The following is a 19,045-nucleotide window of genomic DNA, read 5'->3' as shown; positions in this document are numbered from 1 at the left end:
GAAAACTTGAATCAGGCTTTAACCGCTTCCCGCTTTAAAGGAAGTTTTTCACGTTCCGTTTTCAGAGCCGCTTCTTCAGGCGGCGTGAAAGCTGGTTTGCGATAACGTCCCATCACAGAACCCACTGCAATAAAGGCGGCGATGGAATAACAGACGGTCAAAGCATCAAAGAAGATAAAGCCACACATGAGGATGGACATGTCCGTGGTCAGCGTGGTTCGGGCGGCATTAATGCCCATACGACGTTCCAGAAATACCGCCAGAATGGTAATACCACCCAGGGAAGCCTGAGCACGAATCAGAAAGGTCAGCCCCAGACCGATCAGCAATCCACCCAAAACAGAAGCGATCAGTGGGTGAGCCAACTCCAGACTGATATTACTCTCAATCAGATCCGCAAATACTGACAACAGAGTCACGGCACCAAAGGTACGCAGGGTAAAGCCCATACCCAGATAGCGAATCGCAATCAGATAAAACGGCAGGTTTACCAGAAAGAAAACCTCACCAAAGGTGAGTTCAGGCATAAATTGCAGCAGAATCAGGCCGATACCGGCTGTTCCACCGACAAGAAGATCGGAAGCGTTAATCAGTTGCACACCAAGTGCAACCAGCAGACAGGCCTCGACAATAGCCAGCCACTGAGCAGCATGAACTTTCATTGAATTCTCCAAAAAAACTGACGCAATACGAATGAGATCCGGAGGATAAGTTTCCGGAAAACTAACGCAGCAGCCATCGTCACCCTGACACTTGTTGTTATTGGAGAATGGGTTTTGACGTGGACAAAAGATATGTTGGTACTTACGCACTCAAGGTGCTGTAGCGGTAAGAATTATACCAATGATGGCTTAAAAAGGGATTTTCCTTGCCTTTTAAACTGTAAAGCCAAACAGCGCGCTGTAAAATTATTTTTACACAACGAACGATCAGCAGATCAGACAAGGTGTTTGCATCAAAACATCCAGGAATAAAAATCCAACTGAAAAACCAACGGATAGGTGAGAATTATCTGCGGCAGTGCTACGCTTGCGCTCTTGCCTTTAAAGCTTGGCAACTGGCCATATCAAGCGCCGCAGCAAGCTGTCTTATCAGAAGAGCCAATCAATCAGGCACTGATACAGAGGCAGGATCAAACCCGGTAAAACCTGCGACTACCCTACAGAGAACAGAAGAGTTTACAGATGAGCAAATTCTGGAGTGAAGCGATCACCAACCTTCAACCCTACGTACCCGGTGAACAGCCTAAGACCACTAACATCATCAAGCTGAACACCAATGAAAACCCATACCCGCCATCGCCAAAAGTTCTGGAAGCTCTGGAGCATTTCCCGAAGGAGAAGCTGCGTCTTTATCCTGATCCGGACGGCTCTGTTCTGAAGCAGGCTCTGAGTCATCATTTCGAACTGCCACAGGATCATGTTTTTGTCGGCAACGGTTCCGACGAAGTTCTGGCTCATGCCTTTATGGCATTCTTCCGTCAGCCAAAGCCTCTGCTGATGCCAAGCATGACCTACAGCTTCTACGACGTGTACTGCAACCTTTACGGCATTACTCCTGAGCATATTCCGCTGAGTGAAGATTTCCGCATCAATCTTGATGAATACCATCAAGAAAATGGCGGCATCATCTTCGCCAACCCGAATGCACCAACAGGTATTGCCGTTGGCCTGAATGAGATTGAAGCTCTGCTGCAGCGTAATACCGAAACTCTGGTTCTGGTAGACGAAGCGTACGTTGACTTCGGCGCGGAAAGTGCCAGCACTCTGGTAAGCCGTTATCCGAATCTGCTGGTAGTACAAACCCTATCCAAGTCCCGTAGTCTGGCAGGGATGCGTGTTGGTTTTGCTCTGGGGCACCCGGATCTGATTGCGGGTCTTGAGCGGGTTAAGAACTCCTTTAACTCCTACCCTCTGGATATGTTGGCATTGGCATCAGCCACAGCAGCCATTGAAGATACTACTTATTTCGCTCAGACCGTGCAGCAGATCATCAATGATCGGGACTGGACAACAGAGCAGCTGGAAGAGATGGGCTTTGACGTGCTACCTTCAAGCACCAACTTTGTTTTTGCCCGCCACAAAACAGCATCCGGCGCGGATCTGATGGCTCACCTGCGCAGCAAGAACATTCTGGTTCGTCACTTCACTAAGCCGGGCATTGAGAACCACCTGCGCATCACTATCGGCACCCGCGATGAGATGCAGGCGATGATTACAGCATTGAGAGATTTCCCTCAGCTCTGATCTGCCGCTTCAGAGTAATCAGCTAGTTTCTGAAATCGCTGCAAACAAAAAAGCGCTGCCCGAATGGACAGCGCTTTTTTTTATCTTATTGTTAACCCCCTGCAGACAAGAGAGGCTTAACATCATTGAACTATTGCTGAAAAACCTTAACAACCACCATCAACAGGGTGATACATACAGGTCCAGAGAAAAGTGCCAGATTGATTCGTAAAGCTGGTGAAATATCGGGCTTACCCAATACACGTTGCATTAAAAACGCACCTGCAACCAGCTGCATAAATCCAATGGCCAGCATCAGGATGCCCTGATAGTAGAACTGGATACCTAAGAAAGCCAAAATACTGCCCAAGGTCAGCCAGGTAGACATTTTCAACAGGCGCTTGCTCTGCTCGTTCAGCCCTTCCTGAAAATGTTGTCGCGAGGCTTTCCCTAAACAAGCCTCACCCATCGCACCGATTAACAGGGTTATCAGAATAACCAGCCACATTTTTTGCTGCTCCTAACTCATTGTTATTATTTTCTTGTTGGCCTCAAAAAAGCCTCTGGAACAAAATACTAACAGATAAACAAGGAGTTGCTGCTATCCAATAGGCTGATTGCGCTTCTGCAAAACCTCGCAGCGCCATCTGTAACTCAGGACTTACCTCCAGCAATACTCTCCATAATAACCGCCACATGCTGACTGAGCTTTGCCGAAGCCATTCGTGTTTGTTGAGCGGCCTGTTCGGTTTCTTCCGCGCCGGATGTCACCTCCTGCAAACTTTTATTGATCTCTCCGGAAGCAATACTTTGCTGCCGCGCTGCAGCCGCAATACTCTGCCCACGCTCACTGATCTGCCGCATGGTGGATGCGATCTGCTCAAGGGTCGCTCCGGCAACTTCAGCCTGCTCAACACTGGCTTTAGCCTGCTGACGGCTCAGATTCATCACCTGATAGACCTCTTTGGTTTCATCCATCAGTCGGGTCAGTGTTTGCTGAATCTCGTGAGTAGATTGCTGGGTTCTTGATGCCAGTGAACGCACTTCATCAGCTACCACCGCAAAACCACGACCATGCTCGCCAGCCCGTGCCGCTTCAATAGCCGCATTGAGTGCCAAAAGATTCGTCTGAGTGGCAATATCATTAATCAAAGACACCGCATTGGAAATATCTTCACTGGCGCTGTGCAGATGATCTACCTGACTGGCTGCCCGCTTTACCTCATCAGACAACTGACGAATGGAGCCCATCGTCTCGTTAACCACAACACGGCCATTTTCAGCTTGCTGCAAGCCTTCACGGGTCGCCTCGGAAGCTTCAGCAGAACGATTGGCAACGGTTTCAATTGCCTCAGACATCTCTGAAACCACCTGAGAGATATGTTTTACCTCATCGTTTTGCTGTTGAACCGCATGGGCAGCCATATCAGAGATATTCTGCGTACCCTTACCAAGACTTGCCAGCATATCAGCGGAATAGTGAATACGAGTCCGGATCGCATCCTCATTAGCAATTCTGAGTTTCGCCATCAATCGCAGGAAACCCGCCTCGGAGGAACTATCGGAATACATCTGAGCCAGAAGCCCGCTGTAGTCATTTCCCACCAAAAGCCGGCTGGCAAACTTCAGTGGCCCCATCATTTTGTAGCCCGCTAATGCCAGCAATGCACTACTGACACCCGACCACAGCATCAACTGCCAACCGGACAGACCGCCAAAGTTCTGCAACACAAAAGGCGACAGACAGGCCAGAACAACCAGAACCGGAAGAGAGAGAAGAATGGGAATATCGATAAGATGGATACGGCGCTTACCGGCATTAACCCGCTTGTAGATACGCTCAGCCCTTTCGACCTGAGATCGTTTAGGAGGCAAACGCACAGACTGATAACCGGTAACTTCGCCATTTTTGAGCGTCGCGGAGACAAAGGCATTGACGTAGTAATGATCGCCATTTTTACAGCGGTTCTTGACCACGCCCATCCAGGGTTTTCCCTGACTGACCGTATTCCACATCTCCTGAAAAATAGCGGGGGGGACATCGGGATGACGGACAATGTTATGGGGTTGCCCCATCAGTTCATCTTCGCTGAAGCCCGATATCTCAACAAAGGCTTCATTAACGTAGGTAATCTTCCCTTTAAGGTCCGTTGTTGAAACGAGGGGAATACCATCAGCGAGCAGGGTTTCCTGCCCGGTAACCGGCAGATTTTGTTTCAAGCCACACCTCCATGTGATTTTTATTATCTTTGTTGGCTTAGGTTTTCAGCGAAGTATCAGAGGCCGCGTATTCTAGGTCGATCCTGTTTTTGCGTACTGATGCAGATCAAGCCGCTCTGATACCCAACAACATCCTATTGTTTGAAATCAATAAAAACCCTTATTGATCGTAATGTCAATTTTACCCACGACCGATATCCGTTAGCCGCACCACCACTGAGCAGGTATGATTGAAAGTCTTCACGCCATTATGGCTACCTGAGACATCGAAGGACGATCATGAGTCGCTATCATTCAAAAACATCACCGGAACTGAGAGAAGTCCTGCAACGTTGGCAGGAGGAAAGAAAACCGGAAGATGCCGAGTGGCTGGCGGATCAGATGCCTCACCTGCTGGAAGATGTTGCAAGAGTACAGGCTGGATTTATCGCTCTGCGGGGTAAGGTTAAAAAGCTGGAAGCTGAAATGCAAACCTATCGCCAAACCCGCCTTCTGGCTGAGTTTGACGACGATAATAAGCACTGAGCGTTTTACTCTTTAAGCAGTAATCTCTACGGATTCAGTTTAGAACAGGCTCAGGCTGCTTTAGGCTTTGGTACTGCTGACGTTCAAGCAAAACCGCTGATAAAGGTTTGCCGGCAGCATACTTAAAGCCCTGAGCGATTCGGGCACCCGCTAACTTGGCCTGACGCTCTTCGTGCTCATTCTCAATACCCTCAACCACGGTATTCAGTCCGAGATTTTTTGCCAGAAAAAGCAGACTCTCAAACAGGGCAAAATCAGCATGATCACCGGAGCACAATCGCGCGGTATAGCTGCGATCCAACTTAAGGCCGGTAATCGGAAACTCTTTTAGGTAGTTCAGCGAAGCATAGCCGGTACCAAAATCATCCAACTGAATACTAAGACCCGCATCACGCATACGCTGTAACTGCTCAACCACCACCTGATCTTTTTCCAACAAAGACGTCTCCGTCAGCTCCACCGCAATCTGTTGAGGGCTGATCTGGTGTTCACGCATCGACTGAATAATCATCCCCGCTACATCGTGATAGTAGAACTGGGCGGCGGAAACATTCAGCGATACTTTCAGAGTCTCATCATGACAAGCCGTCAGCTGAGGAATATCTTCCATAACCTGCTGAATCACGAACTCGCCCAGATCCCGAATAACGGGCATCTGCTCTGCAATGGGGAAAAACTCTCCGGGACTGATAAAACCCAACTCCGGGTGCTGCCAACGCATCAGCGCTTCATAACCTATGATGCGGCCATCCTCCAGAGAAACTTGCGGCTGATAGACCATATACAGCTGCTGACCACTTCGGGCAGTCAGCAGCGCTTCTTCAATTTGGTAACGGCGCTTCAGGGTATCGTTCATTTCCGCTTCAAAATACACCACACGGTTCTTACCCTGCTTTTTAGCCACATTCAATGCGATTGCCGCCTGGGTCTGTACCTCTGCCAACGACGTTGGCGGCTCAGGCCGACGAACAACGCCAATACTAGCCTGAATACCGTTCAGCCTTCTGGGCTTAAGGGCATCGTTATCAAATACGTTCATCAGCGCTGTCGTTAGTGCATTCAGGCTATGGCGAGAAATTTCACCATCGGCAACGATGCCAAACTCATCACCACCCAAGCGATAAATACCAATACGCTCACGACTGAAGGCCCATTGGTTACACCATTCGTTTACCGCCAGCAAACAACCGGATACCACCTGACGCAAGAGTTCATCACCTGCGTTATATCCCCGGGTTTCGTTAAACCACTTAAAGTTATCTAACCCGATCTGAATCACCACAAAGTCTGGCTCATGGCTGTCATCCAGGAGATCTGTAATCTGTTGCTGGAAAAAGGTCCGGTTACCGATACCGGTCAGCTGATCATAGAACGCAAGGTTTTCGGTACTGCGAACATTGGCCTGAATCTGCATCGCCATCTGGCGAAAAGCATGGCCCAATCGACCAAACTCATCATCTTTGCGCAGACGGGAAGGTAGCTCCCACAGTCCCAGCGCTAACTTCTCGGAATACGCCATCAGAGTATTAATAGGACTACTGATGCTGTAGGAAAACAGAGCGCTCAGCAGCAAAATAAGGCCGCCAAAAATTAGTAACAGGAAAAGCAGGGATTGCAGGAAATGACGACGGGTTTCCGTCAGAGTGGCATCGATCGCTTTATGGGTTTCAGAAACAGAGACCTTGATAGGATCCAGTGACAAAATCAACGTAATGCCACCAACCTTAGCAGAGTTATCAGAAAGCGGATGGTTAATCACTAACAGGTCATCACGAACCCGATGACCTTTGGCGTCAAGAGAAATAGAAAAAGGTAAGCGGCTCTGCACATTCGTCCGGGGGGAAGAAGACATGGTATCACTGTCCAGCAACACGCTCTGGCGGATATCATAGATCAGAATCTGGCGAACCATAGGCAAGCGAGAAAACAAAGTGGTTTGTTCCTTCAGATAAGCCTGATCACGCTTCTGAATCGCTTTAGCTAAAGAAGGCGCAAAACTATCCAGTAGCTTTTCGCTACGTTCAATCAGATCTTCCGTCAGTGCATTATTGACCCGGCTCTGCCCTACCTCAGACATACTCTGATGCAAACGCTGCAGCTCTGAAAAAGCTACTACAGCAAAAAAAACCATCATGACAATCGAGGAGAATGCCAACAGGAGGATATATCGTGTACGCAGCGAAAGATTAATCACAAAATCTGCCTTAAACGAAAGGCTAAAAAGCCTTAAATTTCATAGAGCTATAGATGAAGCAGATAAAGTGTATCAAATCCCAGTTACGTCACCGTTTAGCTTCTGTAACGCGTAATGACTGAGGTCAAGCTTTCAATTGAAACCGGTTTGCAAAGGTAATCATCAAAGCCTTCATCAAGGGCTCTGTCGATCGCTTCCGTAGCCACATCGCCACTAACGGCGATAACAGGAAGCTCTTTGCCCTGAGGCTGATCCCGGATAATACCCAACACTTCCGAACCAGACACCAGGCCAAGATTCATATCCACAAACATAAGATCAGGGGTTGAATCTAAAAATTCAGCAATGCCATCTTCTGCACTTCCCACGGCAAGGAAATTGATATCTGCATCGAGATGGTAAACCAGGCGTTCCAGCACCTTGCGGTTAGCCTCATCATCCTCAACATAAAGTACTCTGAAAGGCTTATTATCAGTTGGCGGTGACGCTAAATTCGACTCATCTGAAACATGATCGATAACTTTGGCCGAAACAGGCTGAGGTTTACGCTCTTTTATGGATTCATTCCCTGGTAACTCACCAGAAGGCAAAACGACCGAAGTGCTATCAGAGCAGGGGGACTCTGCCAGCGTATCAATTAACGGATTTGATTCCTGAACCTCAGCACAGCAGCCCGTATCCTCTTCAGTCTGGTCGCAAGGGATTTTAAGCGTAAAGATACTGCCGACACCCACCTCGGAATCCACATGGATTGACCCGCCCATCGCTTCAACGGCGTAACGGGCAATCGCAAGGCCATTCCCCATACCTTCAGCTTCAATATATCCTTCCGCCACTTCAAAAGGCATAAAGAGCTTATCGAGAAAGTCCTGTGATATCCCTTTACCGGTATCCTGAATGGATAACTCACAGAATCGCTGGAAGCAGTGATGCCTTACCGTAATCAGACCACCGGAATCGGTATAACTGATTGCATTCTTCAGCAAGGAATGAATAACCTGGCGCAGACGTTTCTCGTCTGCCTGCACAAAGTAATCTTTATTAGGCAGATCCGCTTCAAACCTGAGATCGGCTTGTTCAATCTGAGCGATCATTTCGGAGACGCAGTCTGTTACTACCGAAGTCAGGCTCACCCGCCCCATATCGACGCTAAACTCCCGACGCTCAAGCTGAGCAAGATCCAGGACATCATCCACCAGCGCCAGCATTGCCTCACCGGAATTCACGATCTGAGCCAGATGCTCTTTGTGCTCCTCATCCATGGCCTCCTCCATCTGTAAAAGATGACCAAAACCAAGGATAGCATTCAGTGGGGTTCTGAATTCATGACTCATTCGCGACAGGAACTGAGTTTTTGCCTGACTGGCGTATTCTGCTCGCTCTTTCTCCAGCTTGAGGTTTTCTTCCGCCCAAAGCCGCTCATTCTCAGACTCATGTGCCGCCAAAAGCGCGGCAATCGTAGAAAGCCAAGGCTCAAATAGACGGGATTCAGATGCCCAGTGACGATAATCCTGTAATACCAGACTAAAACAGATAACCGGATGATCTGAATAAACCACCGGCAGCAGCAGCAAACCATGGTTTGGTATATCTCGACCGGTAAAAATATCCGTCAGAGGCAGCAACATAGGTTTTGGCGGTTCAATAGAAGCGCGCCAGTGTGCAATGACCTGCACGATCCGTTCCTGAATTCTGTCGGTATCGGTCTCACGTACCACCTGCCCGTGCTCAATACGGTGGTAGTGATCAAAGCCACGGCACCCCAACTTCTGCTGCAAAGGTTCCGCAAGCCAGTAAAAGCCACTTTCTGACTGAGCAAGATCCACCAGTGACCTCAGCTGTTCAGCAATATCAGGCCGCTTATCCGGACTACAGATAAATTGCGTCTGCATCTGGGAGATACTCATCAGAAGACGGTTATTGAACTGCCGGAAGTACTCTTCCCGCTTACGCTCGGTAATATCCCGGATCAACAGCAGTACTTTATTGGTACCGGTGCGGGCAAACCGTAATTCCAGAATCTGCGGCGAACCCTGATTATCCAGGGTAATCTCCGTGAAATACCTCGCCAACCCGGAATAAACCTGATCAGTCAGTTTTTGCTGGATAACCTCCGCCGGTAATTGGGGGAAAATATCGAAGAGGATTTCCCCTTGCGCTAACTCTAATGAAAGCGCATCACCTTTTGGCTGCTGAAAACTCAGGACTTCAAAACGAGAGTTAAAAACTACCAAAAGGTCTGGTAAGGCTTCAATCAGGGCCTCATTTTCAGCTTCACGAACCTCAAGCTCCTGGGAAGTAACCGATAACTTTTCGGTCAATCGCATCCGTTTACGATAAAGATCAGCCTCAAGCCGCTTACGTTTGGATATATCCCGCAGGAAAAAGCAGGCATACTCATCAAAACCATCTGCGTAATATCGGATCAGAACCTCCGCCGGGAACGAGATGCCATTTCTGCGCAGAACATTACCTTCCTGTTCGATTCCCTCTCCACGGCGAATCCGGCTCCAGATCAGCTTCCAGCTTTCCTCATTAATCGTCGAATCAACATCGCCGATAACCAGACCCTGAAGTTCTTTATAGGAATACCCCAACTGCACAGAGGCCGTTGCGTTGGCACCAACAATTCCGCCATCCCGATCAATCCAGAGCACTAATTCGGCGGCTTCATTCAAAGCCTCACTCTGACGCTTGAGACGCAGAAACTCCTGACGGGTACGGGTAACATCTTTGAGGCTTAGAATACTTTCCTGACCAGCAGAAAAATGCTCACGAGTAAAAGCCAGTAAACGCTTTATACCCGTAGCGGACCACCAGGCATAATAGGTTTGATCACTACCCCCAGTAATCAGAGATTTCAGGTCACCCAAGAGTTTGCCTGACTCATCATTCAGTCCCAAAGCACACTCAGTAAGCAGAATCGACATCGCCTGAGGCGTAACATCCTGACTGCCTGAGAGAAGCATACCTGCCTGAGGGTTAAAGCTGACAACCTCTCCCTGTTCAGAAACCTGTATTAACCCTTCTCTTCCCCGGTCATAGAGCAACTTGGATAAAGGGTCTGGCTTAGCCTCAGGTGTTTTTTCACGAAACAGGAAAACCAGCAGGCTCACCAGAGCCAGCATGGACAGGCTACCAATACCCAATAACAGATACTGTTGATTACTGAATGCGCGACTAACCGGAAAGACTTTACCCAAGGTGTAAGAAACGGGCAGTTGGCGATTCTCCTGAGTCGCAATCTGCTCCTCGAACTTTCCCGAAGCATCAAATGCCAGTCGCTGACCAATATCCACCAGCACTCTGTTTTTGGCCGATACCTGAATAAAAAGATCAGGAGTCACTACCACTTCATTCAGCAGGTGATGTAACTCCCTTCTCATGTTCACGGTAAAGATCAGGGCCGACTGAACCTCCAGTCCATTCGATACCGGCGCTGCGATCAGCAGCAAAGGCTGATCCTGTCGGAACACTCCATTATGATCCGGAACGGGATAGGGACTGATATAAGGTAAGAGCCATTGGTTACTTCCCTGCCACAATGGAGCAAACAACGCCGGATATTCAGCAATTGGAGAGGGCTCACCAACCAATCGGTTGTCCGAGGCAGCACGCACCATGCCGCGACTATCGATCAGCATATAACTATCGATATTGGAGCTCTTAATAAGAGGAGAAAAAAACTGCCTCAATTCAGACTGTGATGGCGCAGCAATCAGCTCTCTTCGGTCTGAAGGCAAAATAGATAATAGCTGGGCTGACTGAAGCACCTGGGGGTAACGGGACCAGGTGTTCAGCGTTTGTTTCTGTTGGTGAAACCAACGGGTGAAAAGCTGATCCGTGATCCGGATCTTTTCTTCCAGCAGTTCCTGACGGCTCTCATTACGATGCTGCTGAAGCTGATAAAACCCGACAAAGCAGATAAAGAGTATCAGACTGGCCACGGCCACAGAGATCCACTGTGTTCTATTATCCTTTAACAGCATGGTTTATTCCCACTAACGCCTGACCTAGGCTAATCACTTCTGCAAAAAAGTTATTTTTAGTCATAAAATCAATCATCAGGTTATATTATCGCCTTTAATTTGTCTTATTAAAGCCTTATCTATAGAACCTAGGGTTTTCCCTCTAATGCAAAATCCAACCACCTCATTGGGAGACAGCTATGGCTTACCAAGATGACGATCTGGACTACTTCCTACGGGAAATGCGTGGAGTGGTTCCGATCAAACAGGATCAGAAAGCCGACCTGAAAACCAGTCAGAAAGAGGATGTGAAAACACTGGAGGCACGCAGGAATGCCGCACAAGAGCAAACCAAGCAGGACAAGAACTTTCTCTCCGATGAGTTTGTGGACCTGCTAGGCCCCTTCGACCCTGTTGAGTATAAAAAAGATGGAGTACAGGAAGGCGTCTACAAACGTCTTAAACAGGGAAGATATCCCATTGATGCCGCACTGAATCTGCATAAAAAGCCTGTTGAGTTCTGCCGCAAGGAGGTTTTCGAATTTATCGAAGACTGTTATCGCCACGATATTCGCGTTGCCCTGATTAGCTTTGGTAAAGGCAGTACACCAGACTCCCTTCCCTGTGTCGTAAAAAGCTACCTAGCCCGTTGGTTACCGGAATTCCCTCAGGTCATCGCGGTTAATAGCGCCCATAAAAGTCACGGCGGCAGCTCTGCACTGTATGTTCTGCTCAAGAAAAGTGAGCGTCAAAAAGCGATAAATCGCGATCGCCACATTAAACAGGGACGTCAGCCTAAAGCAGGTTAGAAAACTAATTGAAGAAATTTCGGAAAGGGAATAAAGAAGCAAACTCAGCCGGCAACAATGCAGTTCTTGCCGGCTTTTTTTGCCTCATACAAAGCGATGTCCGCTCTGCGGACCACATCATAGGGATCTGTGTCGGCGGCTATGCAAGTCGCTACACCAATACTGACTGAGAGGGAAAAACTCTGATCATTCAACTGGCAAAGTGCGGTATTGCAGCTGTCTTTGAATCTGTCTGCAAATTTCTGTGCCTGAAAATGTTTTGTATTCGGCAGCAAAATTACAAACTCATCCCCTCCCATGCGACAGGCAATATCATTCATTCTCAGTTGTTCCCGGCAGATATCGGCTACTCGGCGTAATGCCATATCACCAGCGCCATGACCTAGTGAATCATTAAGCGGTTTGAGATCATCCAGGTCAAAACTGACCACTGAGAGAGGCAGTTGATAACGGGTAAAGTTTTCATAGTGAGCCTGTAGCTGATCATCCAGTTTCCGGCGATTGTACAAACCGGTTAGCTGATCCGTATCACTGAGCTCTCTGAGCCGAACTTCCAGCCGATGGCGCTCGGTGATATTACTCGCCACCCAAAGCACCACTTCCTCATTATCGATAGTAAAGTCCAGTGACTGCACGCGGCCTTCAAACCAGATGGGCTCATCAGGCCCCTCATCAGGCAGGCCCGCCACATCCTTATTACTGAGTTCATATTCCTCAATGATCAGGCGGCCGGTTTCCAGAGCTTCACCAATTTTTTTCAGAAACCAGTCCGCCTTGGCAGGCTTGATCAGATCGGTAATGTAACAACCGACCAGACCGCCGCCATCATGGTAATAGCGGGTATCACGCCCCCCAAAGACAGCAACATATTTACCGGAGCGGGAAAGAATAAATGCGGGATCAGGCAACGCCTGTAGAACGAGAGACATCTCAGCAAAGTTAATCATATAAGCTCACTTTATTATATTTTTCTGAGCATCCTTTGCTTAATTAGAAGCCTGAACACTTGGCAAATCCGTGCTTAGATGCAGACTCATTACTTGTTTAGCATATACGGGGTTCGGCATTCGGTAAAGCATCGAAATATGAGCTGCTACCTGACAAGAGCAGCGAAATACTGAGTACTAAATAGCGATTAGCGCTGACGTTTGGCTTTATTGGCCGAGTCAACGATCTTAAAAATCAGATAGACCATAAAAACAGGTATCACGGGAGCTAAGCACCAGAGTATGCTCCAATCTGACGAGTCAAGAAGTGATAGCGAACCAACCACCACTCCGGGGTAGGTATAGAACAATCCCCGTATCGTCCGTGCGTGCCATGCATGACTGATGGAGCTACCCGGCAAAGAGGCAAAAGCCAGTGCGATCCAGCCAAAAACACCGATAGCGAGTGTTACCAGAACGGCAGCACCGTAGAGAAAAACATCCATGTCGTTATTCCGAATAATTCAGTTTCGTTTGATTTAAAACGCCGTTACTTCAGCAGATGGCTGTTGAGACGCTGAATCTCATCCCGAATCTGAGCCGCCTGTTCAAACTCAAGGTTCTTGGAAGCCTCATACATTTTGTCTTCCAGCTTGCTGATGGTTTTCATCAACTGCTCCGGAGGCATCAGTACAGGATCAACCTGATATTCGCCCACGGTCTCAGCCACTTTCTTAGTGGACTTATTACTGATTTTCTTACCGGGAATACGTGCCCCTTCCATGATATCAGCAACATTTTTCATCACCGTCTGAGGCGTAATGCCCGCCGCTTCGTTGGCAGCCATCTGTTTCTCACGACGACGCTGGGTTTCATCAATCGCTTTCTGCATGGAGCCGGTAATGCGATCACCGTACAGAATCGCTTTACCCTTAGCGTTACGGGCGGCACGGCCAATGGTCTGAATCAGGGAGCGCTCAGAGCGAAGGAAGCCCTCTTTATCCGCATCCAGAATCGCTACCAATGAAACCTCCGGCATATCCAGACCTTCACGCAGCAAGTTAATCCCCACCAACACATCAAACTCGCCCAGACGCAGATCTCGTATAATCTCGACCCGCTCAACGGTATCAATATCCGAGTGCAGATAGCGCACTTTAACGCCATGATCCGACAGATAATCGGTCAGGTCTTCCGACATACGCTTGGTCAGTGTGGTCACCAGAACACGATCGCCATCCGCCACACGCAGATTGATCTCAGACATCAGATCATCAACCTGAGTCGTTGCCGGTCGGACTTCAATTTCCGGATCAAGAAGACCGGTAGGCCGAACAACCTGCTCAACAACCTGCCCCTGATTCTCAGCCTCGTAATTACCCGGAGTGGCAGACACAAACACCATCTGAGGCGAGATCTGCTCCCACTCCTCAAATTTCATCGGCCGGTTATCCAGCGCTGACGGCAAACGGAAACCGTACTGCACCAAGGTCTCTTTCCGCGAACGGTCACCACGATACATAGCGCCTAATTGAGGCACGGTTACGTGGGATTCATCGATAAAGAGCAAGGCATCATCCGGCAGATAATCAAAGAAAGTCGGTGGCGCATTACCCGGATCACGCCCTGAGAGATAACGGGAATAGTTCTCGATGCCGTTGCAGTAGCCAAGCTCCAGCATCATCTCAATATCATAGAGGGTACGCTGCTCAATTCGCTGAGCTTCCACCAGCTTGTCATGCTCACGGAACCATTCCACCCGATCCCTAAGCTCATCTTTAATATGCTCGGTGGCTTCAATCACGGTTTCTCGGGGAGTCACGTAGTGACTCTTCGGGTAGATGGTAATACGCGGCAGTTTCCGCAGTTGCTCGCCGGTCAGGGGATCAAAGACAGAAATGTTATCAATCTCATCATCGAATAGCTCAACCCGCACCGCTTCCTGATCCGATTCAGCAGGGAAGATATCGATCACATCCCCGCGAACGCGATAGGTTGCACGACGGAAATCCAGGTCATTACGGGTGTACTGCAACTCAGCTAAACGGCGCAGCATCTGGCGCTGATCAATACGCTCACCACGGTTAATATGCAGCACCATCTTGTGGTAAGACTTGGGATCCCCCAGACCGTAGATCGCAGATACTGTGGCAACAATCAGAGAGTCTTTACGTTCCAGAAGCGCCTTTGTGGCCGAAAGTCGCATCTGTTCAATGTGCTCATTGATAGAGGCATCTTTATCAATAAAGGTATCTGATGCCGGCACATAAGCTTCAGGCTGATAGTAGTCATAGTAAGAAACAAAGTACTCAACGGCATTTTCCGGGAAAAATTCTTTAAATTCGCCATAGAGCTGCGCCGCCAGGGTCTTGTTATGGGCAAGAATAATAGTTGGTCGCTGGGTGCGCTCGATGATATTGGCCATGGTGAAAGTCTTACCGGAACCCGTCACCCCTAAAAGGGTTTGATGCATCAAACCACTGTCCAGACCCGAGCAAAGAGCACCAATAGCTGCAGGCTGATCACCGGCCGGTTTAAAACGGGAATGAAGCTTAAATTTTTTCTGTGATTCCATGCTTAACCAGACTTATTTCTTAAAAAAATGACAAAATTCAGCAAACACCGCCAAAGCTTTAAAAGCTACCACAAACATCATCTACGATGGATGATTAATTGCGAATACCGAAGCAGAGATTAACATGCCAACTATCAACGCAAACGTAAGGTTTTACCGGACTTTTTGGCAGAATTTTTAAACTTTCTACCCTTCACGAAAGGCCGGTATCTCCTGTATGATTCGTCTGCATAACGCCTATTTTCTGACTGAAAATAAATTGAGGATATCAGCTTGGACGTACAACTGTCAGATCGCGTACAGTCAATCAAACCTTCACCGACTTTAGCGGTCACCAACCGTGCGGCAGAGCTTCGCGCAGCAGGCAAAGACATTATTGGCCTGGGCGCTGGTGAGCCGGACTTCGACACCCCGCAACACATCAAAAATGCAGCGATTGAGGCTATTAATAATGGCCTGACGAAATACACCGCTGTTGACGGTACACCAAGCTTAAAGAAGGCCATTATAGCGAAATTCGAGCGCGATAACGGTCTTAAGTACGAGCCGAACCAGATTCTGGTTTCTTCCGGCGGCAAACAGAGTTTCTTCAACCTGGCTCTGGCCCTGCTGAACCCGGGCGACGAAGTGATCATCCCTGCTCCATACTGGGTTTCTTACCCGGATATGGTGATCGTAGCTGAAGGTAAGCCGGTTATTATCGAGACAACCGCTGCTGATCGCTTCAAGATCACTGCTGAGCAGCTGGAAGCGGCAATCACACCTCGCACCAAACTGGTTGTGATCAACAGCCCTTCTAACCCAAGCGGTATGGCTTACTCTCTGGACGAGCTGAAAGCGCTGGGTGAAGTACTGAAGAAACATCCTCATGTGATGGTTGCTTCCGATGATATGTACGAGCACATCATCTGGAGTCAGGAATTCTGCAACATTCTGAATGCAACTCCTGAACTGTACGACCGCACTTTCGTACTGAACGGCGTTTCCAAAGCTTACAGCATGACAGGCTGGCGTATCGGCTACACAGCAGGTCCTGCAAAAGTTATCGGCGCAATGAAGAAGATTCAGTCTCAGTCAACTTCTAACCCTGCGTCCATCTCTCAGTACGCTGCTGAAGCGGCTCTGGATGGTCCTCAGGAATGTATCGCTGAGATGCTGGTTTCTTTCAAACAGCGTCACGATTTCGTTGTTGAAAAACTGAATGCGATCCCGGGCGTAAACTGCCTGGCGGGTGACGGTACTTTCTACGCATTTGCTGACTTCTCCGAAGCGATCAAAGCTTACGGTTCTGACAGCGATGTAGAATTTGCTGAAGCTATGCTGGAAAAAGCCGGTGTTGCACTGGTACCAGGTTCTGCCTTCGGTACTGCAGGCTGCATGCGTATCTCATTTGCAACCAGCAATGCAAATCTGGAATCTGCGATGGATCGTCTGGCTAAAGAGCTGGCTTAATCTTTCGCAAAAGCCTGATTTACCCTCCGGAATAGATACCTGGGTAAATCAGGCAAAAAAAAAGGCCTTGTTGATTCACAACAAGGCCTTTTTTACATCTCAGGCTCAAACAAAAAGCGGGATCAGTTCCAGCGCTCGGGACGAACCTCAGCCGTAAGATCACCACAGTTGAACCAAGCGGTTCCATCCTGAATCGTAACCTGAATCTGCATCGTACGCTCTGTCATCTGCGCCAGCTGCTCAATCACAGCATCACTGATATTCCAGACCTGCAGGTTCTCAAAGCGGGATAACTTACTCTTATTCTGCTGCCACCAGATAGGAGCTGCATTGTCACCATAGGTGTACAGAATTACCTGCTGAGCGCGGGAAGACGCTTTACGCAGCCACTTCTCATCCGGGTTACCCAGCTCAATCCAGAGTTCGATCTCGTCAGAGTAGTTTTTCTTCCAGATCTCCGGCTCATCATCCACACACAAGCCCTTGGTGAACTCAAGACCTTCAACTGCATTCAGGCTCCAGGCCAGAATACGCAGCATCATGCGCTCATCGGTTTCAGAAGGGTGTTGGGCAAGTGTCAGAGACTGATCGAGGTAGACACCCCGATCCATATCGGCAAGGTTCACCGTTGCTTTGTAAACGGTTGATTTCAGGGCCATTTGGCGTCCTTAACTGCAATAAGAATGATGGATGCGGAATATACGGTGATGTGGGGTAAAGCTCAAGCCGCAGTCCCTTTTGCAGAGAAAAACATTACAGGGCTTCGCTCATCTCCTTACGCATCATCGCCCCCAGCTTATTAAACTTATGCTTGAACAACTGATAGGCATCCAACGCCTGTTTTTTCTGTTCAGACAAACGCTCTTCGATAACCATCGCCTGATCCGGCTTCTGCTGCAGATCCAGAGAGGTCTTTTCAACATCCTCTTTCATCGCCGTCCAGTTCTCCAAAAGCAGGCAGACTTCGATAAAGTTGGAGTTCACTTCCTCAGAAGCGTGCAGATGGAGTTTCGGTGACAGATCATCAAACAGATTATTCAGCTCCGGATCACCTTTCGTCACAGATGAGATCGCATGCTCAAGCTGAGCAATCACTTCCTGATAGGTTTTCCGGCGCTCCTCGCGGCGGGTTTTCTCCAGCGCGACCTTTGAATTAGCGGAATCAAGACGTTGCTTTAACCGCCAGGCCATAAAAGCCGCACTTACAGCGAAAATAAGGGAAAATACAACAATGCCAAGTCCGATATATTCCTTCATAACTCACAATCCTCAATAACGCATTTGAAATAACCCTTTATACAGCATGGATTTTATTCGGGTTAATGCGAACAGAGAAGATTTCAATCAGGTATATGTTAAGACTTGGCAACAACCCTCTTAAAGGAGTTAGTCATCACTGATCAGAATCAGTTTTCCGGTTTGCGGATCCTTATAAACCTTACCCACGGACTGATAACCTGAGCCTCCCTCACCGATTCCTTTCGGTATTTCAGGAAGTTCACGCCCCTGCTGAATACGGTCTGACTGACGGAGTTTTTGACTCAGGTCCGGACTGATAGCAACCAGCGCCGCCACCAGACCACAAACGAAAACCAGCATCAGATCAACAAGGTTTGCCAAAGGACCTAAGGGTTCCTCATCGCTCTGATCAAAGCGGGAATGACTCCATCGACGCCTGCTACTCATACTGCCTGCTCCGCTTCCAGCTTCGCTAACAGATGATCATACCAGCGGCGGCGCAGCCGACTGCTGATAAAGCCCACAACTCCCACCAGCAAGCCCAGAACCGTTGTATCAAAAGCAACAGTAATCGCCTGAGTCAGCTGCTGAAAGTCCCCCTGCCCCAAAGCCGCCAGACCCGGCCCAAGGGGAATCAGCGTCCCCATCAAGCCCAGCATAGGGCCTAAACGGGTAACAAAGTCAGAGCGTTCTACCCGTTTTTTTAACTGGTATTCCAACTCATCCAGAGAGAGCTTACTTGAGGCAGCTTTGAGGCCACCAAAGCGCTCTCCCAGCAACAAACCTATGTCAGCTACCGAAACCAGAGTGACCAGCAGAAGCAGAATAATCACCGGATCCAGCAGCAAGGCTACCAACTGGTGCAGGATCCCCTGGGCAACGCCCTGTGTCAGTCCTTCCATCAATCCCATA

16 protein-coding genes are annotated in these 19,045 nt (G+C 48.7%); 4 read left to right on the top strand and 12 right to left on the bottom strand.

Annotated features, from left to right (window positions below):
* Positions 1-11: 11 nt before the first annotated feature.
* The gene (locus BV405_RS01190; RefSeq protein ID WP_086479019.1) at positions 12-662 is read right to left on the bottom strand and encodes a DUF6198 family protein; all 651 of its coding nucleotides are present in this window, start codon (positions 660-662) and stop codon (positions 12-14) included.
* 522 nt (positions 663-1,184) lie between these two features.
* On the opposite strand from BV405_RS01190, the gene hisC reads away from it, so the two are divergent.
* Positions 1,185-2,246: a histidinol-phosphate transaminase gene (hisC, locus tag BV405_RS01185; protein WP_086479018.1), complete on the top strand. Its 1,062-nt coding sequence runs from the start codon at positions 1,185-1,187 to the stop codon at positions 2,244-2,246.
* A gap of 130 nt (positions 2,247-2,376) precedes the next feature.
* Here the strand turns inward: hisC and BV405_RS01180 are convergent, their stop codons facing one another.
* Positions 2,377-2,733, bottom strand: coding sequence for a hypothetical protein (locus BV405_RS01180; protein WP_086479017.1), 357 nt, complete (start codon positions 2,731-2,733; stop codon positions 2,377-2,379).
* Between the two features lie 146 nt (positions 2,734-2,879).
* A complete protein-coding gene (locus BV405_RS01175; protein ID WP_086479016.1) occupies positions 2,880-4,445 on the bottom strand; it encodes a methyl-accepting chemotaxis protein in 1,566 nt (521 codons plus the stop codon).
* A gap of 279 nt (positions 4,446-4,724) precedes the next feature.
* On the opposite strand from BV405_RS01175, the gene BV405_RS01170 reads away from it, so the two are divergent.
* Entirely contained in the window at positions 4,725-4,970 is a 246-nt protein-coding gene (locus BV405_RS01170; protein WP_086479015.1) for a hypothetical protein, read from the top strand.
* A 34-nt stretch (positions 4,971-5,004) separates the two neighbouring features.
* Here BV405_RS01170 and BV405_RS01165 read toward each other — a convergent pair whose 3' ends face one another.
* Both BV405_RS01165 and BV405_RS01160 read right to left on the bottom strand, forming a co-directional pair.
* Positions 5,005-7,164: a putative bifunctional diguanylate cyclase/phosphodiesterase gene (locus BV405_RS01165; protein ID WP_086479014.1), complete on the bottom strand. Its 2,160-nt coding sequence runs from the start codon at positions 7,162-7,164 to the stop codon at positions 5,005-5,007.
* A gap of 95 nt (positions 7,165-7,259) precedes the next feature.
* Positions 7,260-11,153, bottom strand: coding sequence for an ATP-binding protein (locus BV405_RS01160; protein ID WP_086479013.1), 3,894 nt, complete (start codon positions 11,151-11,153; stop codon positions 7,260-7,262).
* Positions 11,154-11,332: 179 nt separating this feature from the next.
* Between BV405_RS01160 and smrA the strand changes: the two genes are divergently transcribed.
* Positions 11,333-11,941 carry a DNA endonuclease SmrA gene (gene smrA / locus BV405_RS01155; RefSeq protein ID WP_086479012.1) on the top strand — a complete coding sequence of 203 codons (609 nt, stop codon included), beginning with the start codon at positions 11,333-11,335 and terminating at the stop codon, positions 11,939-11,941.
* A gap of 44 nt (positions 11,942-11,985) precedes the next feature.
* Here the strand turns inward: smrA and BV405_RS01150 are convergent, their stop codons facing one another.
* From BV405_RS01150 to uvrB, 3 genes are all read right to left on the bottom strand, one after another.
* Positions 11,986-12,888 carry a GGDEF domain-containing protein gene (locus tag BV405_RS01150; RefSeq protein WP_086479011.1) on the bottom strand — a complete coding sequence of 301 codons (903 nt, stop codon included), beginning with the start codon at positions 12,886-12,888 and terminating at the stop codon, positions 11,986-11,988.
* Positions 12,889-13,076: 188 nt separating this feature from the next.
* Complete coding sequence (locus BV405_RS01145) at positions 13,077-13,373, bottom strand: hypothetical protein (RefSeq protein ID WP_086479010.1); 297 nt, start codon at positions 13,371-13,373, stop codon at positions 13,077-13,079.
* Between the two features lie 44 nt (positions 13,374-13,417).
* Positions 13,418-15,442 carry an excinuclease ABC subunit UvrB gene (gene uvrB / locus BV405_RS01140; RefSeq protein ID WP_086479009.1) on the bottom strand — a complete coding sequence of 675 codons (2,025 nt, stop codon included), beginning with the start codon at positions 15,440-15,442 and terminating at the stop codon, positions 13,418-13,420.
* A 273-nt stretch (positions 15,443-15,715) separates the two neighbouring features.
* On the opposite strand from uvrB, the gene BV405_RS01135 reads away from it, so the two are divergent.
* Positions 15,716-16,894, top strand: coding sequence for a pyridoxal phosphate-dependent aminotransferase (locus tag BV405_RS01135; protein ID WP_086479008.1), 1,179 nt, complete (start codon positions 15,716-15,718; stop codon positions 16,892-16,894).
* A gap of 122 nt (positions 16,895-17,016) precedes the next feature.
* On the opposite strand, the gene BV405_RS01130 is transcribed toward BV405_RS01135, so the two are convergent.
* The 4 genes from BV405_RS01130 to BV405_RS01115 all read right to left on the bottom strand — a co-directional run bounded on the left by BV405_RS01130 (position 17,017) and on the right by BV405_RS01115 (position 19,044).
* A complete protein-coding gene (locus BV405_RS01130; RefSeq protein ID WP_086479007.1) occupies positions 17,017-17,553 on the bottom strand; it encodes a YaeQ family protein in 537 nt (178 codons plus the stop codon).
* A 94-nt stretch (positions 17,554-17,647) separates the two neighbouring features.
* Positions 17,648-18,151, bottom strand: a complete 504-nt coding sequence (locus tag BV405_RS01125; protein WP_086479006.1) for a hypothetical protein — start codon at positions 18,149-18,151, stop codon at positions 17,648-17,650.
* Between the two features lie 129 nt (positions 18,152-18,280).
* The gene (locus BV405_RS01120) at positions 18,281-18,580 is read right to left on the bottom strand and encodes a DUF2149 domain-containing protein (RefSeq protein WP_086479005.1); all 300 of its coding nucleotides are present in this window, start codon (positions 18,578-18,580) and stop codon (positions 18,281-18,283) included.
* Positions 18,577-19,044 carry a MotA/TolQ/ExbB proton channel family protein gene (locus BV405_RS01115; protein WP_217895544.1) on the bottom strand — a complete coding sequence of 156 codons (468 nt, stop codon included), beginning with the start codon at positions 19,042-19,044 and terminating at the stop codon, positions 18,577-18,579. The genes BV405_RS01120 and BV405_RS01115 overlap by 4 nt, the downstream gene beginning before the upstream one ends.
* Between the last annotated feature and the right edge of the window lies 1 nt (position 19,045).

The sequence above is a fragment of the Oceanospirillum sanctuarii genome (assembly GCF_002150805.1).
GTDB classification, from domain to species: domain Bacteria; phylum Pseudomonadota; class Gammaproteobacteria; order Pseudomonadales; family Halomonadaceae; genus Oceanospirillum; species Oceanospirillum sanctuarii.
This window is presented reverse-complemented; position numbering and strand designations above follow the sequence as displayed.